This window comes from Paraburkholderia monticola, assembly GCF_001580545.1.
GTDB lineage: Bacteria > Pseudomonadota > Gammaproteobacteria > Burkholderiales > Burkholderiaceae > Paraburkholderia > Paraburkholderia monticola.
On record NZ_LRBG01000022.1, the window covers coordinates 308,311 to 333,931 of the forward strand.

Below are 25,621 nucleotides of genomic sequence, written 5' to 3' on the forward strand. Positions count from 1 at the left end.
TTCATCCGCATTACAATCATTTCGACGGCCTGCACCCTGGGCTTTGTTGGACGCTGACGCCGAGCTGGGCACAGCCGGCGACGGAGGGCATGATGTTCAGACACATCCTGGTTCCGACCGATGGTTCAGATCTGTCACGCAAGGCGATAGCGGGCGCGATCGACCTCGCGCAGGCCGTCGGCGCGCGTGTCACAGCGTACGCGTGTCTGCCGCAATATCCGTACTCGCCGTTTTCCGATGTCGCGGTCGAACCGCCCGGCGAATTCCTGCAACGCAGCGAGCGCGAAGCGCGCGTGCACCTGCGCGAAGTCGAGCATGCGGCGCACCGCGTCGGTGTCAGCGTCGAGAGCCGCACGAGCGTGCATCCGGCGCCGTATCTCGGCATCATCGAAGCGGCCGAGCAGGGCGGTTGCGACGTGATCTTCATGGCGTCGCACGGGCGGCGCGGGCTCGGCAGCATCCTGATCGGCAGTGAAACGCAGCGTGTGCTCACGCATACGAAGATTCCCGTGATCGTCTATCGCTGAAACGGTGCGCGGCGGCTTCAAAAAAAACGCGCCGGCGGGCGGGCCGGCGCGTTCAGTTGCGCCGCACGCTAGCCGCGTGCTGGCTTCTCTCAGACTCTCCGGCCGCCGGCATTCGCGCTGACGCTTCTGCCAATCCGCGACGGCGCGGTCCTCCCTGCGTCGGCGGCACTCTGGCGGTGCCGCTCGACGTTCTGCCGATCGTTTCTGCGCTCAGGCCACGGGACTGCACAACCCGATAGGCTGATCTCAGGCGACCTTCTTGTCGAAGAACTGCTCGTTTTCCGTCGAACCGTGCAGCGCGGTCGTCGATGCTTCGCGCTCCACCGTCTGCGTAACGGCGTCGAAGTAGCCGGTGCCGACTTCGCGCTGGTGCTTGACCGCGGTGAAGCCCTTTTCGGCCGCCGCGAATTCCGCCTGCTGCATTTCGACGAACGCGGTCATCTGGTTGCGCGCATAGCCGTATGCGAGGTTGAACATCGAGTAGTTCAGCGCATGGAAGCCGGCCAGCGTGATGAACTGGAACTTGTAGCCCATTGCGCCGAGCTCGCGCTGGAACTTCGCGATCGTCGCGTCGTCGAGGTTCTTCTTCCAGTTGAACGACGGCGAGCAGTTGTACGACAGCAACTGGTCCGGGTACTCCTTGTGGATCGCGTCGGCGAATTTCTTCGCGAACTCGAGGTCCGGCTTGCCGGTTTCGCACCAGATCATGTCGGCGTACGGCGCGTACGCAAGACCGCGCGAGATCGCCTGCTCGAGACCCGGCTTCGTGCGATAGAAGCCTTCGATCGTGCGCTCACCGGTCAGGAACGGGCGGTCGTTGTCGTCGACGTCGGAGGTGACGAGGTCGGCGGCTTCCGCGTCGGTGCGGGCGAGCAGCACGGTCGGCACGCCCGAGACGTCGGCGGCCAGACGCGCGGCGGTCAGCTTCGCGACGGCTTCGCGGGTCGGCACGAGCACCTTGCCGCCCATATGGCCGCACTTCTTGACCGAGGCGAGCTGATCTTCGAAGTGCACGCCCGAGGCGCCCGCTTCGATCATCGCTTTCATCAGTTCGAACGCGTTCAGCACGCCGCCGAAACCGGCTTCCGCGTCGGCCACGATCGGCGCGAAGTAGTCGACGTAGCCTTCGTCGCCCGGGTTCTTGCCTTCAGACCACTGGATCTGGTCGGCGCGCGTCAGCGTGTTGTTGATGCGCTTGACGACGAGCGGCACCGAGTTGGCCGGATACAGCGACTGGTCCGGGTACATTTCGCCGGCGACGTTCGCATCGCCCGCGACCTGCCAGCCCGACAGATAGATAGCCTTGAGGCCGGCCTTGACCTGCTGCATCGCCTGGTTGCCGGTCAGCGCGCCGAGCGAGTTGACGAACGGCTCGTTGTTCACGGCGGCCCACAGTTTTTCCGCGCCGCGCTTCGCGAGCGTGTGCTCGACCTGCACCGAGCCGCGCAGACGCACCACGTCTTCGGCCGAGTAGGTGCGCTTGACACCCTTCCAACGCGGGTCCGTTTCCCATTGCTGCTTCAGTTGCTGCACTTGCTGTTCGCGCGTCATGGTCATGATGTGCTCCTTCGATGCCAGTTATGGAGGATGGGTGACTCTGTCTTCTCGAAGCGTGGGGCCGTAGAGGCGTTCTGTTTCGTGAAGTCTTATATAAGAGTCTAGGCAAATCGAAGGAGCCGCAATAGACGCCGCAAAGCGTTTTTCCAATATTTGTTTTTCTATTAAATCAATAGGTTGAGTCCGACGTTTCGCAATAAGAAACGATATTTTCCCTGTTGCAACGCCTCATCTTGTGCCGTGCAGCATGATTTTTTACGAGGCAAAAAAATTTTTCGCATCGTGAAATTTGGGGTGTGCAGGCAACGGGCGAAAAAAACCGGTGCCTGAGCACCGGTTTTCTTTTTTCTGTCGACTTGCGGACGGCGTGAAGCCGTCCGAGGCGGTCAGGCTGTGACGCGAGCGATCAGCTGCCGCGGCGTGCCGTACGCGGACCGTCGTTGCGGCGCGCGCTGTAACCGTCACGCGAACCGTAACCGTCGCGCGAACCGCCGCCGAAGCCGTCACGCGAACCATAACCGTCACGCGAGCCGCCGTTGCCTTCGCGGGTACCGCCGGCCGGCTTGTTGCCCCAGCTGTTGCCGCTGCTATTGCCGTTACCGTTGCGCGAGCCCGCGTAGCCGCCCGGCTTGCCCGAGCCGCTGCCGAAGCGACGGCCACCACCGTTACCGGCAGGACGGCCGCGGCCGCCGAAGCCAGGACGGCCATTGCCCGAAGGCGCCGCCTTGCGCGGCTCGAAGCCTTCGACGACGTTGACCGGCAGCGGCGTGCGCACGAAGCGTTCGATGCGCTTGAGCGCGCCCTGTTCGGCGTGATGCACGAGGCTCACCGCGATACCCGAGCGGCCCGCGCGGCCGGTACGGCCGATACGGTGCACGTAGTCTTCAGCGAACTTCGGCAGGTCGTAGTTGAACACGTGCGTGATGCCGGGGATGTCGATACCGCGAGCGGCGACATCGGTCGCGACCAGCACGCGCACGCGACGCTCGCGCAGCGCGCGGATCGTGCGGTTACGCGCGCCTTGGGGCAGGTCGCCATGCAGCGCGGCCGATTCGAAACCGGCGTCGGCCAGACGGCCCGCCAGCTGGTCTGCGTCCATCTTCGTTGCCGTGAAGACGATGGCCTGGTCGAGGCCTTCGTCGCGCAGCAGATGGTCGAGCAGACGGTCCTTGTGATCGCGGTCGTCGACGTAGTGAACGGTCTGCGCGATGTTGGTGCGCTGCTCCAGGCGCTGGACGATCTCGATACGCTCCGGATCCTTCAGCAGACGGCCGGTCAGCGAGCCGATCTTGCCGTCGAGCGTGGCCGAGAACAGCATGGTCTGACGCGTGGCCGGCGTTTCGGCGACGATCGTGTCGATGTCGTCGATGAATCCCATGTCGAGCATGCGGTCGGCTTCGTCGAGCACGAGAATCTGCAGTTGGGACAGATCGATGCGGCCGCGCTCGAGATGGTCGATCAGACGGCCCGGCGTCGCGACGAGGATTTCGGGGTTCTTCGCGAGCAGCATCAGCTGCTGGCCATAAGCGACGCCGCCGAGAATGCTGACGGTGCGCAGGCGCTTCAAATGCTTGCCGTACGTCGCGGCGGCGGTCGTGACCTGCATCGCGAGTTCACGGGTCGGGGTCAGCACCAGCATGGTCGGACGTGCGACCGGCTGCGGGCGGCGGCCGCGGCCACCGTCGGCCGGACGCGGTTCGCGCGGCTGGCTAGCCTGGGTCTTTTGCAGCTGGGAGAAACGCTCGATGGCGGGCAGCATGAACGCGGCGGTCTTGCCCGAACCGGTCGGGCTCGAAACCAGCAGATCGCGGCCGGCGATACCAGCCGGCACGGCACGTTGCTGCACCGGCGTCGGGTGCTCGTAGCCGGCGGCCGTCAACGCGGAGACGACGTCCGCGGACAGGCCGAGCGACGCGAAGGTCGGCTTGGCGTCAGCCTGCGCGACGGCTTCGGGAGCGGCGGGCGTAAGACCGAGTGCTTCGTCGGCGATGGCGTTCAACGGGCTGCTGGTGGTGTTGCTCAAAGTCATGTGAATCCTTGAAAACGATCCTGGGTGGTTCATCGGATGAAAACGTCAACGCCAATCGGCATACCCAAGTCGTCGGATTCAGCGAGCAAAGAAGCAGCGAGCAAATCGAAAAACGGGGGCAACTCGCGACAATGAAGGCGAGTTTTTCGTTAGAAGCTGTATCGGATGCGACGTGCCAACATGGCGAGTCGCCAGCCTGGGACTTGAGCCCGGAGGAGGGCTAGGCAGAAGGGGACAGGTTCTAAACTGGATTGGAGCAAACGCTAAGGGACGCTGCGCCGCGAGGACCGCTGGAAAAAGCGAACAAAGCAGTGAAGCGCAGGCGGCATTATAGCGGCATTTGTTGCACTGCGCCACCATTCGGACGATTCCGATGAAAAAAGTGCCGGAATCTAGTCAGGCGATGCGAGGCGGCGGTTCAGGGGATCGCATCCGAAACCGCCGCGGGGCCGTCGCGACCTTATTCGACGGCCGTTTCCGCAGATGAATCAGGCGTTGGAAGCTCAGGCTGCGGCACCGCTCTTCAGCGAGTCGACGAGTTCGACGTATTGCTGCTTCGCAGCGTCCTGGGCGGTGCCCTTGAGTGCCGCCCACGCGTCGTACTTGTATTTGCCGACGATATCGGTGAAGCCCGGCTTGTCGCCGTGTACGTCGCCTTCGCTCGCCTGCTTGAAGAGCGCATAGAGACGCAGCAGTGTCAGGTTGCCCGGACGCTCGGGCAGTTGCTTGACGTCTTCCTGGGCTTGCGCGAATTGGGCGTTGATGTCGGTCATGGTCGTTTGGCCCGCATGGCGGGGTAGATGAGATCGGCCGAAAATCATAACAATTGCCCCGCCGTCGCGGGACCGAGGGCTTATTCCAAACGGAGGCGGCCGCGGAACCGGCCGGAGCCTGCGCGCAAACCACCCGCAAACCACCATTCACGCGCGGCGCGCCGATTACAATACGGTCCATGACTCAAACAGTGCTCCTTGCCCTCGATACATCGACCGAATTCTGCTCGGTGGCGCTCGTGTCCGCGTCCGTCGATGCCGCCGGTCAGCCCACCGCGGAACCCCGCGTCTGGGTCCGTCACGAACAGACCGGCGCCGTGTCCAGCACACGCCTGTTGCCGGCGATTCGCGAACTGTTCGCCGAAGCCGGCCTCGCGCTGGCGGACTGCCACGCGATCGCCTTCGGCTCCGGCCCGGGTTCGTTTACCGGACTGCGCACGGCCACCGGCGTCGCCCAGGGCCTCGCGTTCGGCCTGAACCTGCCGGTCGTGCCGATCGGCACACTGCTCGCGTGCGCGGAGAGCGCCCGCCTGCGCGATCCGTCGACGACGCGCGTGCTCGCCGCGCTCGACGCGCGCATGGACGAAATCTACTGGGCCGACTACGCGTGGGACGATGCGCAACGCGAATGGCGCACCGTGCAGACGGCATCGCTCGATGCGCCCGAGCGGCTCGTGCTGCCCGACGTCCCGTTCACGCTCGCGGGCAACGCGGCTGCCGCGTTCGGCGAGCGCTTGCCGGCTGTGGCGGCGGCGCACAGCGTCGATGGGCAAGCGTTGCCGCATGCGCTGCCGCTCGCGTATGCGGCGCTGCGCGCGTTTCATGCCGGTCGCACGGTGGCCGCCGATCAGGCCGCGCCCGAGTACGTGCGCGACAAGGTCGCGCAGACGACCGCCGAGCGCATGGCCGACAAGGCGGCCAAAGCAGTCAAAGCGGCTCATGCCGCGGAGCAATCCGCGCAGCGTACGCCCGACGACACCTCCGGCCAGCCGTCTCACGACGAGGCGCGCCCATGAGTGGCGTGTTGCTCACCGACCGCTACATGTCGCCCATGACCGAAAGCGACCTGGACGAAGTCGCCGCGATCGAGAAGCTGGCGTACGAGTTTCCCTGGAGCCGCGGCAATTTCGGCGACTCGCTGCGTAACGGCTATTTCGGCATCTGCCTGCGGCACGTGACCGGAACATTGATCGGCTATTGCGTGCTGATGCCGGTCGTCGATGAAATGCATCTGCTGAATCTGTGTGTCACGCCACCAGCGCAAGGCGGTGGCGCGGGACTCGCGCTGCTGCGCGAGGCGGTGCGCATCACGCGCGCGGAAAAGCTCGAAGGGCTGTTGCTCGAAGTGCGGCCGTCGAATCACCGGGCGATCCGGTTGTACGAGCGCTTTGGCTTCGCCTCGATCGGCCGGCGCAAAAATTATTATCCGGCGCGCCATCGCGGCCGGGAGGACGCGATCGTGATGCGTCTGTCGTTTGCCACGGAGGGCGCAGATGGCGCTGAATGAATCGATGCTCGAAGAATTCGGGCTCGCGCCGTTGTGGGTGCGTCGCGGAATGACGGCGCGGGACGGGCAGGGTGATTCCGTCGCGGCGCAAGCCGAAGAGCCGTTGCAATCCCTGCGGGAAGACGCAAACGACGAGCGTCGCGCGGAGCCTGTGCCGCAGAGCGCGAGCGAAGCGCTGCGCGTATCTTCCACTGACACGCCGACACCGCCGCAAGCGCAGCGCGAATCTGCCGCGCGCGTCGACGAACCTGCGGCGCGACTCGAAGCCTCTTCGCCGCGACCCGACGCTTCAGCGTCGCCCAATTTCGACGCCCCACCCGAGGACGACTTCGCGTGGTTCGACGATCCCAACGCGTCCGGCCCCGCACCCGTCGAAGCGCGCCGTGAAGCGCCTGCGCTCCCGGCCATTCACACGCTCGACTGGGACGCGCTCGCCGAACGGGTCGCTGGATGCGAGGCCTGCCGGCTGTGCGAGAAGCGTACGAACACGGTGTTCGGCGTCGGCGATCGCGAGGCCGACTGGATGCTGATCGGCGAAGCGCCCGGCGAGAACGAGGACCGTCAGGGCGAGCCGTTCGTCGGCCAGGCCGGCAAGCTTCTCGACAACATGCTGCGTTCGCTCGCGCTCGCGCGTGGCACCAACGTGTATATCGCGAACGTGATCAAGTGTCGGCCGCCAGGCAACCGCAATCCGCAGCCGGACGAAGTCGCGCGTTGCGAGCCGTATCTGCAGCGCCAGGTGTCGCTCGTGAAGCCGAAGCTGATCGTCGCGCTCGGCCGTTTCGCCGCGCAAAGTCTGCTGAAGACCGAGGACAGCATTTCGTCGCTGCGCGGCCGCGTGCATACCTACGAGGGCGTGCCGGTGATCGTCACCTATCACCCTGCCTATCTGCTGCGCAGCTTGCCCGACAAGGCCAAGGCATGGGCGGACCTGTGCCTCGCGCGCACGACGTGGCTCGCGAACGGCGGCGGGCGGTCGAACGAATCAAAGTGACGATGCCCGAGGGGCCGGCGGCGCGTATAGCCGCCGCATCCGACAGCCGCGCGGCGCTGCTCGATACGTTGCTGGGTGGGCCTGGCGTGGCTTCGTTCGAGCCGCTACGCGAGCCCGCCGTGCGCGATCTCGCGTGGCTGCTGCTCAGTGCCGATCTGTTGCGCCCCCAACTTCCGACCGGCGCGCTCGCCGATCCCTTCGACACACCACAGGAATTGCAGGCCACGCTCGCCTGGCTGCGTGCGCTCGATGCCGCTGCGCAACCGCTGCAGCAGCATCTCGCGGCCACCCGCATCACGCGTCTTGGCCGCTACGCCGAACGCCTGCTCGGCTTTTTCCTGCAACACGGACCGGCGACGCAACTGATCGCAGCCGGTGTGCCGTTACGGCACGCGGGGGTCACGCTCGGCGAATGCGACTTTCTCGTGCAGACGCGGCAGGGTATGCGACTGCATTGGGAACTCGCGGTGAAGTGCTATCTGCATGCGGGCGATGCGATTGGGGCAGAGGGGTCCGAGGCCGCGCGCCTCGCCGATTACGTCGGCCCCAACCTGAAAGACCGCTTCGATCTGAAGCTCGCGCATCTGCTTCGTCATCAGTTGCCGCTGAGCGCGCGCGAGGAGTTTGCATCGACGGGCTATGCGGGCGCATGGACGCCGCAGATGTTCGTCAAAGGCTGGCTGTTTTACCGGCAGGGCGAGACGCCAGTCGAACCCGCCGAGCTCGATCCCGCGCATGGTCGTGGCTGGTGGGTCACGCGTCGCGACTGGCCGGCGTTCGCGGCTGCGCATGCCCGCAAGTGGCGGGCGCTGCCACGGCTCGAATGGCTCGCGCCGCGATATCAAGCGCAAGCTCAAGCTCAAGCGCAAGCCGGCACGGACGGCGCGGGCTACGTCGACGCAGATGCGCTGGCCGCGCAGAGCTCACTTGAACACGGCCCGACGATGGTCGCCGCGTTCGTCGACGACGACGCGGGCCATCTGCTTGAACGCTCGCGCGGCTTTATCGTGCCCGACGACTGGCCCGAACACGCGCAACGTTACGCGAAGCAATAACGTCGCTTGAACATGGCGGCGAAACGACCCGGAACGCCGCTCACCACCATCGATGAAAGTGATGCACCGGCCCCACGCCGTGGCCGACGTCGAGCCGGTCGCTCGCCTGCAACGCACCGGTGAGATACGCCTTCGCCTCGGCCACGGCGCTCGCGAGATCGTCGCGCTGCGGCAGCAACGCCGCAATCGCCGACGACAACGTGCAGCCCGTGCCATGCGTGTTCTTCACCGGCACGCGTGGACCGCCAAGACGCAGCGTGCCGCTGTCCTGCACGAGCCAATCGGGGCTATCGGACGCGCTCAGATGGCCGCCCTTCATCAGCACCGCGCGCGCGCCGAGCGCACGCAGCGCTTCGCCTTGTTCGACCATGCCGGCTTCGTCGGTGGCGGGCTGCGTGCCAAGCAATGCGGCCGCTTCCGGCAGATTCGGCGTCAACAGATCGGCGAGCGGCAGCAGTTCGTCGCGCACCACCGCGACCGCATCGGGCAGCAACAGCGCGTGATTGCTCTTCGAAATCATCACCGTGTCGAGCACGATGTGCTTCGGCTGATGACGGCGCAGCGCATCGGCGACCGCGCGGGCGATCGGCGCATTCGCGAGCATGCCGATCTTCACCGCGTCGATACGGATGTCGTCGAACACCGCGTCGAGTTGCGCGGTGATGAAGCCGGGATCCGGCGCGTGAATCGCGGTGACGCCGCGCGTGTTCTGCGCGGTCAGCGCCGTGATCACACTCGCGCCATAGGCGCCGAGCGCGGAGAAGGCCTTCAGATCGGCCTGGATGCCGGCGCCGCCGCCGGAATCGGAACCGGCGATCGTCAGCACATTGGGAATCGGTTGAGTCATGGTCAGGCGAGGAAGAAGGAGGGCGCGCTCGCGGGCATTGCGGCCGGCCAGGTGCAGCTGATCAGTGCTTGGGTTCGCCGATCAGCGCGACCGAGTCGAACGCGCGCTGGTTCGCCTGATGACGCCGCATCACGAGCCACATCATCAGACAGACGAAGGTGCCGAACAGCACGATCACCGCGGTGACCGGCACGTCGAGCCACACGAGCACCGCGTACAGGCACAGCATCACGAGCACGGACAGATTCTCGTTGAAGTTCTGCACCGCGATCGAATGGCCCGCCGACAGCAACACGTGTCCGCGATGCTGCAGCAGCGCGTTCATCGGCACGACGAAAAAGCCCGACAGGCCGCCGACGAACATCAGGAAGATATACGCGAAGATCAGATAGCCCGACACGTGCATGCGGCCCATACGAAAGCCCCAGTGCGGGGGGAACAGATCGCGCGTGTAGAACGCCATCAGCATCACGGCGATACCCATCATGATGCCGACCGGCAATACCGACAGCGACTTCTTCAACGGCACGCGCGAGGCCGCGAAAATTGCGCCGCCCGCGACGCCGACCGCGACCACCGCCTGCAGGATCGCCGCTTCGGACAGCGACATGCCCAGCGACACCTCGGCCCACTTCAGCACGATGAATTGCAGCGTCGCGCCCGCGCCCCAGAACAGCGTCGTGACGGCGAGCGAGATCTGACCGAGCTTGTCGCGCCACAGCACCAGAAAGCAGTCGGCGAAATCGGTGATCAGGCGGATCGGCCCGTGCTCCTGTCGTGGATAGCGCGCGCCGGTGTCGGGAATACGCAGATTGAACAGCGCGGCGATCACGTAAATGCCCATGATGACGAGCATTGCGGCTTCCGCGGGCGTGTTCACGGTGGGGACATGCCATCTGAGGATCGGCGCGGCGATATGCGGGCTGATCAGCGCACCGCCGAGCACCGTGCCGAGAATGATCGAGCCGACCGTGGTGCCTTCGATCCAGCCGTTCGCGGCGACGAGCCGGTCAGGCGGCAACAGTTCGGTGAGAATGCCGTATTTGGCGGGCGAGTAGGCCGCCGCGCCGAAGCCGACGATACCGTACGCAATCAGCGGATGCGCGCCGGCCAGCATCGTCACGCAGCCGACCACCTTGATCGTGTTGGTGATGAACATCACGCGTCCCTTCGGACGCGAGTCGGCGAACGCGCCGACGAAGGCGGCAAGAACGACGTACGACAGCACAAAAAACAGCTTGAGCAGCGGCGTCATCCAGTTCGGAGCGTGAAGATCTTTCAGCAGTGCGATAGCAGCGATCAGAAGCGCATTGTCGGCCAGCGACGAAAAAAACTGCGCGGCCATGATGGTGTAAAAACCTTTTTTCATCTGATGCGATGCTGTCCTCGCTGCGGTCTGTCCGCCCCGGCCGTTTGCTATGCGTCCGGGCTTATGCCGTTCGAAATGGGTTGTGCGCACGGCTTTATATCATGAAAATAGCTGGATTCGGACTAGCAGAATCCTTGATCGCACCGCCCAGCGGGCCGCCGAGCGCTGAAAACGCCCTGTAAGCCGCTGATTCGCAAGTGTCTTTACGAAAAAATCCCATGCCGCGCCCCCTTTCCGCCACGATTCATACCGCCGCTCTCGCCAATAACCTCGCTGTCGCGCGGCGCTATGCGCCGAAATCCAAAATCTGGGCCGTCGTCAAGGCCAATGCGTATGGGCACGGCCTCGCGCGCGCGTTTCCCGGTTTGCGCGCGACCGACGGCTTTGGATTGCTGGACCTGGAAGAAGCGGTGAAGTTGCGTGAATTAGGTTGGGCGGGCCCGATTCTTCTGCTGGAAGGCTTCTTTCGCCCGACCGATATCGACGTGATCGACCGCTACAGTCTGACCACGGCGCTGCATTCGGACGAGCAGTTGCGCATGCTCGAAATGGCGCGTCTGTCGAAACCGGTCAACATCCAGTTGAAGATGAACACCGGCATGAACCGGCTCGGCTACACCGTCGAAAAATTCCGCGCCGCGTGGGAGCGTGCGCGCGCCGCCCAGGGCGTCGGTCAGATCACGTTGATGACGCATTTTTCCGATGCGGATGGCGAACGCGGCATCGCGCATCAGATGGCAGCGTTCGAGCGCGGCGCGCAGGGCATCGCCGGCGCGCGCAGTCTCTCGAATTCAGCGGCGACGCTGTGGCATCCGGAAGCGCATTTCGACTGGGTGCGCCCGGGCATCATGCTGTATGGCGCGTCGCCGTCGGGCGTGACGGCCGCAATCGACGGCACGGGCCTGCAACCCGCGATGACGCTCGCCTCGGAGCTGATCGCCGTGCAAACGCTCAGCGAAGGCAGCTCGGTCGGCTACGGTTCGACGTTCACCGCGCGCGCGCCGATGCGCATCGGCGTGGTTGCCTGCGGTTACGCCGATGGCTATCCGCGCGTCGCGCCGGAAGGCACGCCGGTGATCGTCGACGGCGTGCGCACGCGGATCGTCGGACGGGTGTCGATGGATATGCTGACCGTCGATCTCACGCCGATACCGACCGCCAATGTCGGCTCGCGCGTGGAACTGTGGGGCGCGGCGCTCCCCATCGACGACGTCGCGCAAACCTGCGGCACGATCGGCTACGAGCTGATGTGCGCGGTCGCGCCGCGCGTTCCGGTTCGCGCGGAGTAACGCGTGGCGAAACCGAAGACGTTGTACATCTGCGGCGAATGCGGCGGACAGTCGCCGAAGTGGTCCGGTCAATGCCCGTCGTGCAATGCGTGGAACACGCTCGTCGAATCGGTCGCCGAGGCGCCGTCCACGCACCGTTTCCAGTCGCTCGCGAAGAACACGCCGGTGCGGCGCCTCGCCGACATCGAGGCGTCCGACGTGCCGCGCTTTTCCACCGGCGTCAGCGAGTTCGACCGCGTGCTCGGCGGTGGCCTCGTGCCGGGCGGCGTGGTGCTGATCGGCGGCGATCCGGGCATCGGTAAATCGACGCTGCTGCTGCAATCGCTCGCCGAAATCGCGGCGCACAAACGCGCGCTCTATATCAGCGGCGAAGAATCGGGTGCGCAGATCGCGTTGCGCGCGCAACGGCTGGCGCTGCTCGAACCCGGCTCGAAGGCGAGCGAGCTGCAACTGCTCGCGGAAATCCAGCTCGAAAAAATCCAGGCGACCATCGCCGAGCAACGGCCTGATGTCGCCGTGATCGATTCGATCCAGACCGTCTATTCCGATGCGTTGACCTCCGCACCGGGCTCGGTCGCGCAGGTGCGCGAGTGCGCGGCGCAACTCACGCGCATCGCCAAGCAGTCGGGCACGACGATCATCATGGTCGGCCACGTGACGAAAGAGGGCGCGCTCGCGGGCCCGCGCGTGCTCGAACATATCGTCGATACGGTGCTGTATTTCGAGGGCGATACGCACTCGTCGTACCGGCTCGTGCGCGCGATCAAGAACCGCTTCGGCGCGGTCAACGAGCTCGGCGTATTCGCGATGACCGAGCGCGGCCTGCGCGGCGTCGCGAATCCGTCGGCGCTGTTCCTGTCGCAGCACGAGCAGTCGGTGCCGGGCTCGTGCGTGCTCGTCACGCAGGAGGGCACGCGGCCGCTGCTCGTCGAAGTGCAGGCGCTCGTCGATGCGGCGAACGCGCCGAATCCGCGACGCCTCGCGGTCGGCCTCGAGCAGAACCGGCTCGCGATGCTGCTCGCGGTGCTGCATCGGCATGCGGGTATCGCCTGCTTCGATCAGGACGTGTTCCTGAATGCGGTGGGCGGCGTGAAGATCTCCGAGCCTGCCGCCGATCTTTCGGTGCTGCTCGCGATCCACTCGTCGATGCGCAACAAGCCGCTGCCGAAGGGGCTCGTCGTGTTCGGCGAAGTCGGCCTGGCCGGCGAGATCCGGCCATCGCCGCGCGGCCAGGAGCGGCTCAAGGAAGCGGCCAAGCTGGGCTTCTCGGTCGCGGTGATTCCGAAGGCCAATGCGCCGAAACAGCCGATCGAAGGCTTACAGGTCGTTGCGGTCGAACGCATCGAACAAGCGATCGACCGCGTCCGCGCGCTCGACTAGCCGGGCATCGTGGACGGCTCGCCAGTACTTTGTACGCGGGCCGTCCCGTAATGCCCGGTAAATATCTCCATGTTGGCTGTAACCTGGCCGCCATACCTTTTTCCTAAGCTGTAACGACATGCATCCCTTCTGATGCCCGAAAAAGGATCGCGCTTTGAAACAGTCACATGAAATCGCCGTCGAGCGTCAAATCCAGGTGCGCGGCTGCCGGGTCTCCGCACCGATTCAACAGCCTTGGGGCGGCGCTTGCCGGATCGTCGAGTGGATCGATACCGCCGGGCAGATCTCGCGGCGCGTAGTGGCCGAAGACGTGACGCCCGCTGAAGTGCGTGCCACGATCAGCCGCCATGTGGAAGGACGCAAACATCTGCTGTACGACGACGAGAAGTCGCCGCGTCAAACGCTGCCGAGGCAACCGGCGACGCGGCGTTGAGAGCGGTGGTGTTTTGATGGCGCGGCCGCGCCGCGCTCGTTAAGTGCCGTCGTTTTCGCTGTCGTCGTCTGCCGCCGCGACGCTCGCGGCCACGGCCGCATATGCCTGCGGATCGAACAGCGGATGCTGCGCCGCTTCAGCGGGCGTCAGCACCGGCGAGACGCAGCAATCGAGCGATTCCAGCAACTCCATCCATTCGCCGAGCGTGCGCGTCGCGATCACATCGGCGAACTCCTGAATCAGCGCCAGGGCATCGGGACCACCGATCGCCTGACCCAGGCTCCAGTGACGCGTCGCCCATTCGGGCCGATCGAGCGCCATGCACAGCGTTTCCCAGAATTTCAGTTCGAGCGCGCCAACCGCGAGCCAGCGTTCATCGCTCGTGCGATACAGGTTGTAGCAGGGCACGCCGCCGTTCAGCAGGCCGCTGCCCGCGGCGGGTGCCGCCCCATCGTTCTGCAGCGAGACCTGCGCGACGAAGTTGTGCGCATGGCTCGTGTGCGTCATCGAGACATCGACGAAACGGCCGGCGCCGCCACGCGCGACATGCCACAGCGCGGCGAGAATCTGCGTGACCGCGCCCAATGCGCCGCCGAGCAGATCGGCGATCTGGAAGTTCGGCAGGATCGGCGCACCGTCGCGGCTCGCCAGTTGATCGAGCACACCCGCATAGCCGATGTAGTTCAGATCGTGGCCAGCACGATCCGCGAACGGACCACTCGCGCCATAGCCGCTGATCGCGCAATAGACGAGCCGCGGATTGGCTGCGCAGAGCGTCGCGTAACCGAGGCCGAGCCGCTCCATCACGCCGGGCCGGAAGCTCTCGATCAGCACGTCGGCCTCCGCCGCGAGCGCGCGCAGCACGTGGCGCCCCGCTTCGGATTTGAGGTCGAGGCGCGTCTCGCGCTTGCCGCGATTGACCATCCGGTAGAACGCGCCGGGCCGGCCCGCGACGCGATCGCTCGAGGACTGCATCATCGTGCGGGTGGGGTCGCCCGCGCCGGGCGCTTCGATCTTCAGCACGTCGGCGCCGAGTTCGGCGAGACGCAGCGCGGCCACTGGACCCGGCAGCAGGCGCGTGAGGTCGAGCACGCGGAGCCCCTGCAAAGGTGGCGGCGCGTCCGTTGCCGAAGCAACTGCGCCGCCGGGCGCCGATGACCCGGACGATGAGTTCGCAAATGACAAAGCCAAGCTCCCGTGGATGCCGGCGCGGCCCGGCTGCTGCGCGCCGCTAGCCGATCTGTTCGAGTTCTTCGTGCGTCTCGAGCCACTCGGCTTCGAGCGTGTCGAGGCGCGCGTTCACGTCTGCCTGACGGCGGATCGCCTCAGTCAGTTTGCCCTTTTGCTCCGGCTCGTAACTCGCGGGATCGACGACGAATGCATCCAGCGTCGCCTTCTCCGCGTTGAGCGCGTCCATTTCCTTTTCGATCTTCGCGATGCGGCTCTGCAGCGGCTTCTTCAGATGCGCGAGCTTCTGACGCGTCTCCGCTTCGAGGCGGCGCTGCTCCTTGCGATTGAGGTTGAGCTCGCCAACTCCCGCGCCGTTGGTTGCTGCGTCTACCGCACCGGCAGCGTTCGCCTTCAGCGCCGCGCGCTGCTCGGCCGCATGCTGCAGCAGCCAGTCGCGATAGTCGTCGAGATCGCCGTCGAATTCCTGCAGACGATGTTTGGCGACCAGCATGAACTGGTCGGTCGTCGCGCGCAGCAGGTGGCGGTCGTGCGACACCAGAATCAGCGTGCCTTCGAATTGCGCGAGCGCCATCGTCAGCGCGTGGCGGGTTTCGAGATCGAGGTGGTTGGTCGGCTCGTCGAGCAGCAGCAGGTTTGGCTTCTGCCAGATGATCAGCGCGAGCGCGAGGCGTGCCTTCTCGCCACCCGAAAATGGCGCGATCTTCGAGGTCGCCATGTCGCCGGAAAAGTTGAAGCTGCCGAGGAAGTCGCGCAGTTCCTGCTCGCGCGTGTCGGGCGCGAGGCGCGCTAGGTGCTGCAACGGCGTGTCGTCCGGGCGCAGCGTTTCCAGCTGATGCTGCGCGAAGTAGCCGATGCGCAGACCCTTGCCTTCGCGCACGTGGCCGGAGAGCGGCTCGAGCGTGGCCGCGAGCGTCTTGATCAGCGTGGATTTGCCCTGGCCGTTCGCGCCGAGCAGGCCGATGCGCTGGCCGTTCTGGATCGACAGCATCACCCGCTCGACGATCGGAATCTCGCTGCCGTCTTCGGCGTGATAGCCGCAGCGCACGTCTTCCATCACCATCATCGGATTCGGCGCGGAATCGGGCGTGCGGAACTCGAACGTGAACGGCGACGCGACGTGCGCGGGCGCGATCAGCTCCATCTTCTCGAGCGCCTTCACGCGGCTTTGCGCCTGGCGCGCCTTGGTGGCCTGCGCCTTGAAGCGGTTGATGTAGCTCTGCAGATGCGCGACCGTGCGCTGCTGCTTTTCGTACGAGCTCTGTTGCAGCGCAATCTGCTGCGCGCGCAGCACTTCGAATTGCGAGTAGTTGCCGCCGTAGCGCTTGATCTGCTGGTTTTCCAGATGCAGCGTGACGTTGCAGACGGAATCGAGAAACTCGCGGTCGTGGGAAATCACGATCAGCGTGCCCGCATAGCGGTTCAGCCAGTCTTCGAGCCAGACGATCGCGTCGAGGTCGAGGTGGTTGGTCGGTTCGTCGAGCAGCAGCAGATCCGAGCGGCACATCAGCGCCTGCGCGAGATTCAGCCGCATGCGCCAGCCACCCGAAAAGCTGGCGACCGGCTCGCGCGTCTGGTCGAGCGTGAAGCCGAGGCCGAGCAGCAGCGCTTCGGCACGCGCCGGCGCGGTGTAGCCGTCGGCGTCCGCGAAGGCCGCGTGCGCTTCGGCTTCGGCCGCGCCGTCGTGGGCGGCGGAGGCCGCCGCGATACGCGCTTCGATGTCGCGCAACGCGGCGTCGCCGTCGAGCGTGTAGGCGAGCGCGGTCTTGTCAACGGCGGGCGTTTCCTGCGCGACGTGCGCGATGCGCCAGGTGGGCGGGATCGAGAAATCGCCGCCGTCGGCATGCAGCTCGCCGAGCAGCACGGCGAACAGCGTCGACTTGCCCGCGCCGTTCGCCCCGATGAGGCCGGCTTTTTCACCAGGGTTCAGGGTGAACGTGGTGTTGTCGAATAGCGGCTTGGTGCCGCGCGCGAGGCTGAACTGATTGAAGCGGATCACGACGAGGCCGGCTGAGGAAAACCGCTATTTTAGACTGCCCGGCGCATTGCAGGGCGCGCGGCGCCGATTGCTCGCTTGTCACTTCGCGCGCAGCCGCGCTTGGCCATTCGGCCGACTGTATCGGCCGCGCTTTTGGCATAGACTGACGGCTTTCACGGGAGGGCTCATGACATCGATTTATTCGTTTTCGGCACGCACGCTCGGCGGCGAGGAAGCAAGTCTCGCGAAGTACGAAGGCAAGGTTCTGCTGATCGTCAATACCGCGAGCGAATGCGGGTTCACGCCGCAGTACGCGGGCTTGCAGAAGCTGTATGACACGTACGCGGCGCGCGGGCTCGCGGTGCTCGGTTTTCCGTGCAACCAGTTCGGCAAGCAGGAACCGGGCGACGCCGCGCAGATCGGCAGCTTCTGCGAGAAGAACTACGGCGTGACGTTTCCGATGTTCGACAAGATCGACGTGAACGGCCCGAGCGCGCACCCGCTGTTCCGCTATCTGACCATCGAGGCACCGGGGCTGCTAGGTCTCGAGGCGATCAAGTGGAATTTCACGAAGTTTCTGATCGGCCGCGACGGCGACGTGGTCAAGCGCTATGCGCCGTTGACCAAGCCCGAGGCCATCACCGCGGATATCGAAGCGCTGCTGTAAGCGAGGCGCGCGCTTACAGGATCGGCGAAAAGAGCCGCGCGACGTGCATCAGCATGCGTCGCAGCGCGCTCGACTGACGGTACTCGTTGCGGTCGATTTCGCGCGACTCGGCGAAGTCGTCGAGCAGCATCGTTTCGACTTCGAGCGCGAAGCCGCGATCGACCGTCAGCACCATGATCTCGAAGTTCAGGCGAAACGAGCGGTTGTCGAGGTTGGCGCTGCCGATCGCGGCCGCGCTGCTATCGATCAGCACGACCTTCTGATGCAGGAAGCCCGGCTGATAGCGGAAGACGCGGATGCCCGCGCGCAGCGAGTCGTACGCGTACAGCTTCGAGGCCGCGAACACCACCCGGTGATCGCGCCGGCTCGGAATCAGGATGCGCACGTCGACGCCGCGCAGCGCCGCGAGCCGCAGCGCGGCGAACACGGCTTCGTCGGGCACGAGGTAGGGCGTCGTGATCCAGATGCGCTCGCGCGCCGCGTTGATCGCTTCGACGAAAAACAGCGAGCAGGTTTCCTGCTTGTCGGCCGGCCCGCTCGGCAGCACGATGCAGTGCATGTTGTTCGCGGGGCGTTCGTTGGCGCTGTGCTCGGCGGGCGGGTCGGCGCGCTCGTCCCTGGGTAGGTCGACCGACTCCACGGCGGGCACGTCGAACTCAGGCAACTGCTGGGTGGCCCAATACCAGTCCTCGATAAAGACGAACTGGATGCTGGCGACCACCGGACCGCGCACTTCGATGTGCGTGTCGCGCCACGGCGAGAGCGGCGGCTTCGCGCCCAGATATTCGACGCCGACGTTATGTCCGCCGACAAACGCGCGCTCGCCGTCGACCGACACGATCTTGCGGTGATTGCGGAAGTTCAGTTGCAGACGATTGACGAAGCGGCGGTTGGTCGCGAACGGATGCATCTCGATGCCGGCCGCGCGCAGCGCCGCGACGTAGCGGTGCGGCAGATCGAAGCTGCCGATGCTGTCGTACAGGAAGTAGACGCGCACGCCCTGTTGCGCTTTCGCGATCAGCGCGTCCTTCAGCATGGCGCCGAGCGGGTCGTCGCGCACGATGAAGAACTGCACGATCACGTAGCGGCGCGCGTTCTCGATCGCGTCGAAGATCGCCTCGAACGTCGCGGTGCCGTTGATGAGCGTGCGCACCGTATTGCCGGGCAGGAACGGCATGCCGCCGAGGCGCGTCAGCGACTGTACGAGCCGCGAACCAAGCTGCTGCGTCGGTACCCCGGCCGACGACGCCTGGGTGTCCCACACCTGCGGATGCGCGCGCGTGCGCAGCAGCTCGTTTTCGACGCGGCGTGCGTCCGCGTAGCCGGCGAACTTGCTGCGGCCGAGGAACAGGTAGGGCACGAGCGTCAGATAAGGCATCGCGACCAGCGACACGGCCCACGCAATCGCGCCTTGCGAGGTGCGGGTATTGAGAATCGCGTGAGCGGCCGCGATGATGCCGAGAATATGGGCAAGGAGAACCAGCGGGGCGACGTGAAGCAGGTCGAATGGCATAAGCTCGCGAACGATTGGCGAAGCACCGCGGTTCAGGAAACGGAGGCGGGTCCGGCGCGCGGCGTGCGCGTCGCTTGCGAGATCCGATGCAAGCGGCCGCAAGCCGGCGCCGCGCACGCCGCGCGATCAGACAGGCGGCATGCCGGACTCAGACCGGCAGGTCGCACGCCTGGATCAGGAACACGTTGTCGTCGCCGGCGCTGGTCGACAGCCACACGAGGTCGAGACCACCGAACGCCGCCTCGACGTGTTCGCGCTCGTTGCCGATTTCGATGACCAGCACACCGTCTTCGGTCAGCCAGTTGCGCGCGTCGGCGATGATGCGGCGCACGATGTCCATGCCGTCCGCGCCACCCGCGAGCGCCATCTCCGGCTCGTGCTTGTATTCGGCCGGCAATTCCTGCATCGAGGTGGCGTTCACGTACGGCGGATTGCTGAGGATCACGTCGTAGCGGCGCTCGGCGAGCGGCGCGTACAGATCGCCTTCGAACAGCGCGATGCGGTCGTCGAGGTGATAGTCCATCACGTTGCGTGTCGCGACTTCGAGCGCCGGCGCGGACAGATCGACCGCGTCGACGTCGGCGTTCTGGAATGCGTGCGCGGCGAGAATCGCGAGGCACCCGGAACCGGTGCACAGTTCGAGCACCGCGCCGACCTGCTCGGGATCCTCGACGTATGGCTGCAGACCGTCCTGCAGCAGCTCGCCGATGAACGAGCGCGGCACGATCACGCGCTCGTCGACGTGAAAGCGATAGCCGTGCATCCACGCTTCCTGCGTGATGTACGCGGCCGGGACGCGGTCGACCGCGCGCCGCTCGATCACCTTCAGCACCGCCTCGATTTCGGCCGTGGTCAGGCGCGCGTCGAGAAACGGCTCGAGCAGGTCGAGCGGCAGATGCAGCGTGTGCAGGATCAGATAGGCGGCTTCGTCGTAGGCATTGGCCGAGCCGTGGCCGAACGACAGTTTGGCCTCGCTGAAGCGCGACACTGCGAAACGCAGCAGGTCGCGGAGGGTGGAGAAGGGAAGCGTCATTGCTAAATCCTGGTTACGCGATCAGTTGTTCGAGCACGCGGCGATACACGTTCTTCAGCGGCTCGATATGGGCGACTTCGATATGTTCGTCGATCTTGTGGATGCTCGCGTTCAGCGGGCCGAACTCGATGACCTGCTGGCAGATGCGCGCGATGAAGCGGCCGTCCGAGGTGCCGCCGGTGGTCGACAGCTCGGTGTCGACGCCGGTTTCGTCCTTGATCGCCCGCGCGAGCGCGCTCGACAGGTCGCCGCGCGGCGTCAGGAACGGCAGACCGCCGACGATCCACTTCAAGTCGTAGTCGAGGCCATGTTTGTCGAGGATCGCCTGCACGCGCGCCTGCAGACCTTCCACCGTGCTCGCCGTCGAGAAACGGAAGTTGAACATCACGTCCGCGTGGCCGGGGATCACGTTGGTCGCGCCGGTGCCGCTGTGAAGGTTCGACACCTGCCAGGTGGTCGGCGGGAAGTATTCGTTGCCGTCGTCCCAGCGCTCGGCGACGAGTTCCGCGAGCGCGGGGGCGAGCAGATGCACCGGGTTCTTCGCCAGATGCGGATAGGCGATATGGCCTTGCACGCCCTTGACGATCAGCTTGCCGGTCAGCGAGCCGCGCCGGCCGTTCTTGACCATGTCGCCGAATCGCTCGCTCGAGGTCGGCTCGCCGACGATGCAGTAGTCCATGCGCTCGCCGCGCTGCTGCAACGCTTCGACGACCTTGATGGTGCCGTCGGTGGCGGGGCCTTCTTCGTCGCTGGTGATCAGGAACGCGATCGAGCCGCGGTGCTCGGGGTGCGCCGCGACGAATTCCTCGCTCGCGACGACGAAGCCGGCGATCGACGCCTTCATGTCCGCCGCGCCGCGGCCGTACAGCTTGCCGTCGCGGTGGGTCGGCTCGAACGGCGCCGAGCGCCACTGCTCGAGCGGGCCGGTCGGCACCACGTCGGTGTGGCCGGCGAACGCGAGCAGCTTGCCTTCGGTGCCGTCGACGCCGCGTTTCACGGCCCACAGATTGGTCACGCCGTTGGATTCGATCGTCTCGTGCTCGAAGCCGAGCGCCGCGAGGCGATCGATCAGCAGACGCTGGCAATGCTGGTCGTCGGGCGTGACGGACGCGCGCGCGATCAGTTGTTCGGTAAGGGCGAGGGTGCCGGACATGGATTCAGTACAAGCCACTTTGAAATGAAAAAATGCCGGCTCGCGGTGAGCCACCGCAGCCGGCAACAGCTTTGAACGACGCGGCGCAATACCGCGCGTTCGATTTCCTTGCGCTCAGGCAAACAGCGCCGCGTACTCGTCCGCGGAAAAACCGAGCGACTTCACACGGCCGTTGACGACCAGCACCGGCCGCTTGATCACCGACGGCTTGTGGATCATCAGCGCGATCGCGCCCGGCTGCGTTTCCGCGGCCGCCTTCATGTCGTCGGACAGCGCGCGCCACGTCGTGCCGCGGCGGTTCAGGAGCGCCTCGAGCTTGACGTCCTTGAGCCAGTCCTGCACGAGCGGCTCTGTCACGCCGGCCTTCTTGAAGTCGTGAAACTCGAACTCGACGCCGTGCTCTTCGAGCCAGACACGCGCCTTCTTCACGGTGTCGCAGTTCGGAATGCCGTAGACGACGGTTTTGGTGCCGCGCGCCATCAGTCGCCTCGCAGCAACTCGTTCAGACCGACCTTCGCGCGCGTCTTCGCGTCGACCTTCTTGACGATGACCGCGCAGTACAGGCTGTGCGTGCCGTCCTTCGACGGCAGGTTGCCCGCCACCACGACCGAGCCCGCCGGAATACGGCCATACGTGACTTCGCCGGTTTCGCGGTCGTAAATCTTGGTGCTCTGGCCGAGGTACACGCCCATCGAAATCACCGAGTTTTCCTCGACGATCACGCCTTCGACGACTTCCGAGCGCGCGCCGATGAAGCAGTTGTCTTCGATGATGACCGGGTTCGCCTGCAGCGGCTCCAGCACGCCGCCGATGCCGACGCCACCCGACAGGTGCACGTTCTTGCCGATCTGCGCGCACGAGCCGACGGTGGCCCACGTGTCGACCATCGTGCCTTCGTCGACGTACGCGCCGATGTTGGTGTACGACGGCATCAGCACGACGTTCTTCGCGATGAACGAGCCGCGGCGCGCGATCGCGGGCGGCACCACGCGAAAGCCGCCGGCGGCGAAGTCTTCAGCGGTGTAGTTCGCGAATTTCGAGGGCACCTTGTCGTAGAACTGGCTGTAGCCGCCAGCCGGCATCGGCGCGTTGTCTTCGAGGCGGAACGACAGCAGCACGGCCTTCTTCAGCCACTGGTTGACGACCCAGTCGCCGTCCTTCTTTTCGGCGACGCGCAGTGCGCCTTTATCGAGTTGCTCGATCGCGTGGGCGACGGCTTCGCGCACTTCGGCCGGCGCGGCTTTCGGCGACAGTTCGGCGCGGTTGTCCCAGGCGGTATCGATGATGCTCTGAAGTTGTTGCGACATATGCGTGATTTTCTGAAGAGTTGAAGTCTGAAGAAGGGGATGCGGCGCGGGCTCCGGCTGCACTCACTGGCCACTGAGCGAGCGGCAGAATTCGACGATCCGCTGCGCGCCTTCCGTGCATTCGTCGACGTCGGCGACGAGCGCGAGGCGCACGAAATTGCGGCCGGGGTTCACGCCGTGCGCGGTGCGCGCGAGGAACGAGCCCGGCAGAACCGTCACATTATAGTCGGCGTAGAGGCGCTGGGCGAACTCGGTGTCCGTGAGGCCGGTGCGCTCGACGTTGGCCCACAGGTAGAACGCGGCGTCCGGCAGGCGCACGTCGAGCACGTCGGCGAGCATCGGCGTGACGGTCGTGAACTTCTGCAGGTACTTCGCGCGGTTCTCGCGCACGTGCGTCTCGTCGCTCCATGCGACCACGCTCGCGCTCTGGTAGACGGTGGAGAGCGCCGTGCCGTGGTACGTGCGGTACAGCAGGAACGCCTTGAGAATCGCGGGGTCGCCGGCGACGAAGCCCGAGCGCATGCCCGGCACGTTCGAGCGCTTCGACAGGCTCGACAGCATCACGAGGCGCTCGAAGCCGCGTCCGAGCTTGTGGGCCGCTTCGAGGCCGCCGAGCGGCGGGTTCGCTTCGTCGAAATAGATTTCCGAGTAGCACTCGTCCGAGGCGATCACGAAGCCGTAGCGGTCCGACAGCGCGAACAGCTCGCGCCAGTCGTCGAGCGTGAGCACGGCGCCGGTCGGGTTGCCCGGCGAGCAGACGTACAACAGTTGGGTGCGCGCCCAGATCTCTTCCGGCACCGCCGAATAGTCGCAGGCGAAGTTGCGCGCCGGGTCGCTGTTGACGAAGTACGGCTGCGCGCCGCCGAGCAGCGCCGCGCCTTCGTAGATTTGGTAGAACGGGTTCGGACAGAGTACGATCGCAGGCTCGCCAGGCGCTTTGCCGTCGGCATCGCGGCGCGGGTCGAGCACGGTCTGCGCGAGCGCGAACAGCGCCTCGCGCGAGCCCGCCACCGGCAGCACTTCGGTGAGCGGATCGAGCGGCGGCAGGTTGTAGCGTTGCGCGACCCATCTGGCGATCGACTCGCGCAGCGGCGCCGAGCCGAGCGTGGCCGGATAGGTGGCGAGGCCGCCGAGCGAATCGATGACGGCGTCGCGGATCAGCGGCGGGGTCGGGTGTTTCGGCTCGCCGATGCCGAAGCTGATGTGGGCGAGACCGGAAGGCGGCGTGACGTCCTTGAAAAGCACGCGCAGCTTTTCGAACGGATAGGGCTGAAGAGAGTCGAGTAGCGGATTCACGGACGAGATGGCCTGATCGGGATGGACGCGGACGAAAGGGCGGGACAACCGGACGCGCACGCCGCCGGGTGGCGGTGCATCGAACATCGAACGGCATCCCTGCGCGCGACGGACTGACCGGCGATGAGCCGGCCGCCAGCGGCGGCGAACGGACGATTATAGCGTGGCGCGCCCGCGGCGCGGCGCCCCGCGGGCAAGGCGGGAGCGCGCGCGCGGCGCGGCAGCAATCCGCCAGGCGGCGCACCGCAGCGTCGCAGCGGGAACGGCGCGAACCCTGTATGGGGCGTGCAAAAAGAATACGCAGGAGCAGCAATGTACTTTGCAGGTCAGCAGCCATCCGCTCTCGCCGGTGCGAACCCGGCGGACGGAGTCGCGAGGCGCGCGGCAAGCCGGGCAGCCGGTGGATCGGCCACGACAGCCGGCGCCGCGACGCACGGCCAAAGCGGCCAAATCGGCCGGGCCCTCGCGCGAACCATCCGCGACACCCACCGGAGCCCGGCCCCATGAGCAACTGGCTTCGCAACGGCTGGCCGACGCTCGCGATCATGCTGGGGGCGTCGGTCTGGGGGATGGTCTGGTATCCATTGCGCATGCTGGCCGCGCTCGGCGTGACCGGCACGGCCGCGAGCGCGCTCACGAGCGGCACCGGCTGCCTGTTCGTGCTGCTGGTGCGGCGCCGCGCGCTGAAGACCGTGCGTTGGCACTGGCTGCTGCCCGCGCTCGCGCTCGCGGCGGGCGTCACGAATCTCGGTTTCGTGTGGGGCGCGATCCACGGCCAGGTGATGCGCGTGCTGCTGCTGTTCTACCTGACGCCGGCGTGGACCGCGCTGTTCGCGCATTTCATCCTGCACGAGCGGCTCACGTGGTCGGGCGCGGCGCTGGCCGCGCTGTCGCTCGTGGGCGCGATGACGATGCTGTGGTCACCGCAGCTCGGCATCCCGGTACCCGGCAATCCCGCCGAATGGGCGGGGCTCGCCGGCGGCATGGGCTTCGCGATGAGCAACGTGCTGATCCTGAAGACGAGCCGCGTGCTGCCCGAGATGAAGCCCGAAATGCGCACCGCGACGATCTTCGGCGGCGCGGCGCTGTTTGGCGCGCTCGCGTCGCTGTTCGAGCCGATGTCCGCGCCGCCCACCGGCGCGCATCTGGGCACCGCGGCGCTGCTCGTGCTCGGCCTCGGTCTGCTGCTTGCGTCGAACAACATGCTCGTGCAGTACGGGCTCTCGCGCGTGCCGGCCAATCGGGCGTCGATCATCATGCTGTTCGAACTCGTCGTGACGGCGTTGTCGGCGTGGCTGTTCGCCGGCGAAATCCCGGGCCCGCGCGAATGGGCCGGCGGCGCCTGCATCGTGCTCGCGTCGGCGCTGTCGAGCTGGGTGCATCGCACGAAGACGGTGCCGCCCGATCCCGCCATCGGCGACACGGATCCGCCTGACGAGCGTGACGGGGGCGAGGGCGGCGAGGGCGGCCATGGTGGCAATCCCGGCCGTGGCGACGACAGTGCCGAGCACGAAAAGGGCGGTAAGAATCGTCCACGCGCGATGGTATGATTCCCCCTCATTAGCCGGCGCGTGCGCACCTGCGGGTGCCTCGGATGTGCATGAGCGCATGTGACCGGCGCCAAAAATGCGAAGGCTCGCGAGGTTGCGTGGGGCGTCCCGCCGTGGCGGTGAACGACCGGTGCAACCTCGCGAGCCACCTACCACTCTCTCTTTTCAAACAGCGA

The 25,621-nt window shown here is 65.9% G+C and carries 23 protein-coding genes; 10 read left to right on the forward strand and 13 right to left on the reverse strand.

Annotated features, from left to right (window positions below):
• The first annotated feature begins 92 nt into the window (after window positions 1-92).
• Window positions 93-527, forward strand: a complete 435-nt coding sequence (locus tag CI15_RS18250) for a universal stress protein (RefSeq protein WP_062129907.1) — start codon at window positions 93-95, stop codon at window positions 525-527.
• A gap of 246 nt (window positions 528-773) precedes the next feature.
• Here CI15_RS18250 and aceA read toward each other — a convergent pair whose 3' ends face one another.
• The 3 genes from aceA to CI15_RS18265 form a co-directional block, all read right to left on the reverse strand.
• Window positions 774-2,078 carry an isocitrate lyase gene (gene aceA / locus CI15_RS18255; RefSeq protein WP_153041145.1) on the reverse strand — a complete coding sequence of 435 codons (1,305 nt, stop codon included), beginning with the start codon at window positions 2,076-2,078 and terminating at the stop codon, window positions 774-776.
• A gap of 412 nt (window positions 2,079-2,490) precedes the next feature.
• Window positions 2,491-4,113, reverse strand: a complete 1,623-nt coding sequence (locus tag CI15_RS18260) for a DEAD/DEAH box helicase (protein WP_062129692.1) — start codon at window positions 4,111-4,113, stop codon at window positions 2,491-2,493.
• A 503-nt stretch (window positions 4,114-4,616) separates the two neighbouring features.
• On the reverse strand, window positions 4,617-4,886 hold the full coding sequence (locus CI15_RS18265) for an acyl-CoA-binding protein (protein ID WP_062129693.1): 270 nt from the start codon (window positions 4,884-4,886) through the stop codon (window positions 4,617-4,619).
• Window positions 4,887-5,065: 179 nt separating this feature from the next.
• On the opposite strand from CI15_RS18265, the gene tsaB reads away from it, so the two are divergent.
• Genes tsaB through CI15_RS18285 form a run of 4 tightly spaced genes read left to right on the forward strand, consistent with a single transcriptional unit; the run spans window position 5,066 to window position 8,442 of the window.
• Window positions 5,066-5,902: a tRNA (adenosine(37)-N6)-threonylcarbamoyltransferase complex dimerization subunit type 1 TsaB gene (tsaB, locus tag CI15_RS18270; RefSeq protein ID WP_062129694.1), complete on the forward strand. Its 837-nt coding sequence runs from the start codon at window positions 5,066-5,068 to the stop codon at window positions 5,900-5,902.
• The gene (gene rimI / locus CI15_RS18275) at window positions 5,899-6,393 is read left to right on the forward strand and encodes a ribosomal protein S18-alanine N-acetyltransferase (RefSeq protein WP_062129908.1); all 495 of its coding nucleotides are present in this window, start codon (window positions 5,899-5,901) and stop codon (window positions 6,391-6,393) included. Before tsaB ends, rimI begins: the two co-directional genes overlap by 4 nt.
• Window positions 6,380-7,387: a uracil-DNA glycosylase gene (locus CI15_RS18280; RefSeq protein ID WP_062129695.1), complete on the forward strand. Its 1,008-nt coding sequence runs from the start codon at window positions 6,380-6,382 to the stop codon at window positions 7,385-7,387. Before rimI ends, CI15_RS18280 begins: the two co-directional genes overlap by 14 nt.
• Window positions 7,384-8,442, forward strand: coding sequence for a DUF1853 family protein (locus tag CI15_RS18285; RefSeq protein WP_420915864.1), 1,059 nt, complete (start codon window positions 7,384-7,386; stop codon window positions 8,440-8,442). The genes CI15_RS18280 and CI15_RS18285 overlap by 4 nt, the downstream gene beginning before the upstream one ends.
• Window positions 8,443-8,482: 40 nt before the next feature.
• Here CI15_RS18285 and thiD read toward each other — a convergent pair whose 3' ends face one another.
• Both thiD and lplT read right to left on the reverse strand, forming a co-directional pair.
• The gene (gene thiD / locus CI15_RS18290; RefSeq protein ID WP_062129697.1) at window positions 8,483-9,289 is read right to left on the reverse strand and encodes a bifunctional hydroxymethylpyrimidine kinase/phosphomethylpyrimidine kinase; all 807 of its coding nucleotides are present in this window, start codon (window positions 9,287-9,289) and stop codon (window positions 8,483-8,485) included.
• A 61-nt stretch (window positions 9,290-9,350) separates the two neighbouring features.
• Window positions 9,351-10,658, reverse strand: a complete 1,308-nt coding sequence (gene lplT / locus CI15_RS18295) for a lysophospholipid transporter LplT (RefSeq protein ID WP_062129698.1) — start codon at window positions 10,656-10,658, stop codon at window positions 9,351-9,353.
• A 218-nt stretch (window positions 10,659-10,876) separates the two neighbouring features.
• On the opposite strand from lplT, the gene alr reads away from it, so the two are divergent.
• From alr to CI15_RS18310, 3 genes are all read left to right on the forward strand, one after another.
• Window positions 10,877-11,947 (forward strand): alanine racemase, encoded by a 1,071-nt coding sequence (alr, locus tag CI15_RS18300; RefSeq protein ID WP_062129699.1) that lies wholly within the window; start codon window positions 10,877-10,879, stop codon window positions 11,945-11,947.
• Window positions 11,948-11,950: 3 nt separating this feature from the next.
• The gene (radA, locus tag CI15_RS18305) at window positions 11,951-13,327 is read left to right on the forward strand and encodes a DNA repair protein RadA (protein ID WP_062129700.1); all 1,377 of its coding nucleotides are present in this window, start codon (window positions 11,951-11,953) and stop codon (window positions 13,325-13,327) included.
• Window positions 13,328-13,481: 154 nt separating this feature from the next.
• Window positions 13,482-13,760, forward strand: coding sequence for a DUF2866 domain-containing protein (locus CI15_RS18310; RefSeq protein ID WP_062129701.1), 279 nt, complete (start codon window positions 13,482-13,484; stop codon window positions 13,758-13,760).
• A gap of 39 nt (window positions 13,761-13,799) precedes the next feature.
• Here CI15_RS18310 and CI15_RS18315 read toward each other — a convergent pair whose 3' ends face one another.
• Both CI15_RS18315 and CI15_RS18320 read right to left on the reverse strand, forming a co-directional pair.
• Window positions 13,800-14,867: a CaiB/BaiF CoA transferase family protein gene (locus CI15_RS18315; RefSeq protein WP_062129702.1), complete on the reverse strand. Its 1,068-nt coding sequence runs from the start codon at window positions 14,865-14,867 to the stop codon at window positions 13,800-13,802.
• Window positions 14,868-14,991: 124 nt separating this feature from the next.
• On the reverse strand, window positions 14,992-16,947 hold the full coding sequence (locus CI15_RS18320; protein ID WP_062129703.1) for an ATP-binding cassette domain-containing protein: 1,956 nt from the start codon (window positions 16,945-16,947) through the stop codon (window positions 14,992-14,994).
• A 166-nt stretch (window positions 16,948-17,113) separates the two neighbouring features.
• Here CI15_RS18320 and CI15_RS18325 point away from each other — a divergent pair, with 166 nt between their 5' ends.
• Window positions 17,114-17,593, forward strand: coding sequence for a glutathione peroxidase (locus CI15_RS18325; RefSeq protein ID WP_062129704.1), 480 nt, complete (start codon window positions 17,114-17,116; stop codon window positions 17,591-17,593).
• Window positions 17,594-17,606: 13 nt separating this feature from the next.
• Here CI15_RS18325 and cls read toward each other — a convergent pair whose 3' ends face one another.
• The 6 genes from cls to dapC form a co-directional block, all read right to left on the reverse strand.
• Complete coding sequence (cls, locus tag CI15_RS18330) at window positions 17,607-19,106, reverse strand: cardiolipin synthase (RefSeq protein ID WP_062129909.1); 1,500 nt, start codon at window positions 19,104-19,106, stop codon at window positions 17,607-17,609.
• A 148-nt stretch (window positions 19,107-19,254) separates the two neighbouring features.
• Window positions 19,255-20,139, reverse strand: coding sequence for a 50S ribosomal protein L3 N(5)-glutamine methyltransferase (gene prmB / locus CI15_RS18335; RefSeq protein ID WP_062129705.1), 885 nt, complete (start codon window positions 20,137-20,139; stop codon window positions 19,255-19,257).
• A 13-nt stretch (window positions 20,140-20,152) separates the two neighbouring features.
• Window positions 20,153-21,292, reverse strand: a complete 1,140-nt coding sequence (gene dapE, locus CI15_RS18340) for a succinyl-diaminopimelate desuccinylase (RefSeq protein WP_062129706.1) — start codon at window positions 21,290-21,292, stop codon at window positions 20,153-20,155.
• 114 nt (window positions 21,293-21,406) lie between these two features.
• Window positions 21,407-21,772, reverse strand: a complete 366-nt coding sequence (locus tag CI15_RS18345) for an ArsC family reductase (protein ID WP_062129707.1) — start codon at window positions 21,770-21,772, stop codon at window positions 21,407-21,409.
• Window positions 21,772-22,599, reverse strand: coding sequence for a 2,3,4,5-tetrahydropyridine-2,6-dicarboxylate N-succinyltransferase (gene dapD, locus CI15_RS18350; protein WP_008923562.1), 828 nt, complete (start codon window positions 22,597-22,599; stop codon window positions 21,772-21,774). Before dapD ends, CI15_RS18345 begins: the two co-directional genes overlap by 1 nt.
• Before the next feature lie 63 nt (window positions 22,600-22,662).
• Window positions 22,663-23,895: a succinyldiaminopimelate transaminase gene (gene dapC, locus CI15_RS18355; RefSeq protein ID WP_062129910.1), complete on the reverse strand. Its 1,233-nt coding sequence runs from the start codon at window positions 23,893-23,895 to the stop codon at window positions 22,663-22,665.
• Window positions 23,896-24,398: 503 nt separating this feature from the next.
• Between dapC and CI15_RS18360 the strand changes: the two genes are divergently transcribed.
• Window positions 24,399-25,445 (forward strand): DMT family transporter, encoded by a 1,047-nt coding sequence (locus CI15_RS18360; protein WP_062129708.1) that lies wholly within the window; start codon window positions 24,399-24,401, stop codon window positions 25,443-25,445.
• The last annotated feature ends 176 nt before the right edge of the window (window positions 25,446-25,621 follow it).

Coding starts and splice junctions, on each gene's coding strand:
- CI15_RS18250 (WP_062129907.1), top strand. CDS start 93: ATGTTCAGACACATCCTGGTTCCGACCGATGGTTCAGATCTGTCACGC.
- aceA (WP_153041145.1), bottom strand. CDS start 2,078: ATGACGCGCGAACAGCAAGTGCAGCAACTGAAGCAGCAATGGGAAACG.
- CI15_RS18260 (WP_062129692.1), bottom strand. CDS start 4,113: ATGACTTTGAGCAACACCACCAGCAGCCCGTTGAACGCCATCGCCGAC.
- CI15_RS18265 (WP_062129693.1), bottom strand. CDS start 4,886: ATGACCGACATCAACGCCCAATTCGCGCAAGCCCAGGAAGACGTCAAG.
- tsaB (WP_062129694.1), top strand. CDS start 5,066: ATGACTCAAACAGTGCTCCTTGCCCTCGATACATCGACCGAATTCTGC.
- rimI (WP_062129908.1), top strand. CDS start 5,899: ATGAGTGGCGTGTTGCTCACCGACCGCTACATGTCGCCCATGACCGAA.
- CI15_RS18280 (WP_062129695.1), top strand. CDS start 6,380: ATGGCGCTGAATGAATCGATGCTCGAAGAATTCGGGCTCGCGCCGTTG.
- thiD (WP_062129697.1), bottom strand. CDS start 9,289: ATGACTCAACCGATTCCCAATGTGCTGACGATCGCCGGTTCCGATTCC.
- lplT (WP_062129698.1), bottom strand. CDS start 10,658: ATGAAAAAAGGTTTTTACACCATCATGGCCGCGCAGTTTTTTTCGTCG.
- alr (WP_062129699.1), top strand. CDS start 10,877: ATGCCGCGCCCCCTTTCCGCCACGATTCATACCGCCGCTCTCGCCAAT.
- CI15_RS18325 (WP_062129704.1), top strand. CDS start 17,114: ATGACATCGATTTATTCGTTTTCGGCACGCACGCTCGGCGGCGAGGAA.
- cls (WP_062129909.1), bottom strand. CDS start 19,106: ATGCCATTCGACCTGCTTCACGTCGCCCCGCTGGTTCTCCTTGCCCAT.
- prmB (WP_062129705.1), bottom strand. CDS start 20,139: ATGACGCTTCCCTTCTCCACCCTCCGCGACCTGCTGCGTTTCGCAGTG.
- dapE (WP_062129706.1), bottom strand. CDS start 21,292: ATGTCCGGCACCCTCGCCCTTACCGAACAACTGATCGCGCGCGCGTCC.
- CI15_RS18345 (WP_062129707.1), bottom strand. CDS start 21,772: ATGGCGCGCGGCACCAAAACCGTCGTCTACGGCATTCCGAACTGCGAC.
- dapD (WP_008923562.1), bottom strand. CDS start 22,599: ATGTCGCAACAACTTCAGAGCATCATCGATACCGCCTGGGACAACCGC.
- CI15_RS18360 (WP_062129708.1), top strand. CDS start 24,399: ATGAGCAACTGGCTTCGCAACGGCTGGCCGACGCTCGCGATCATGCTG.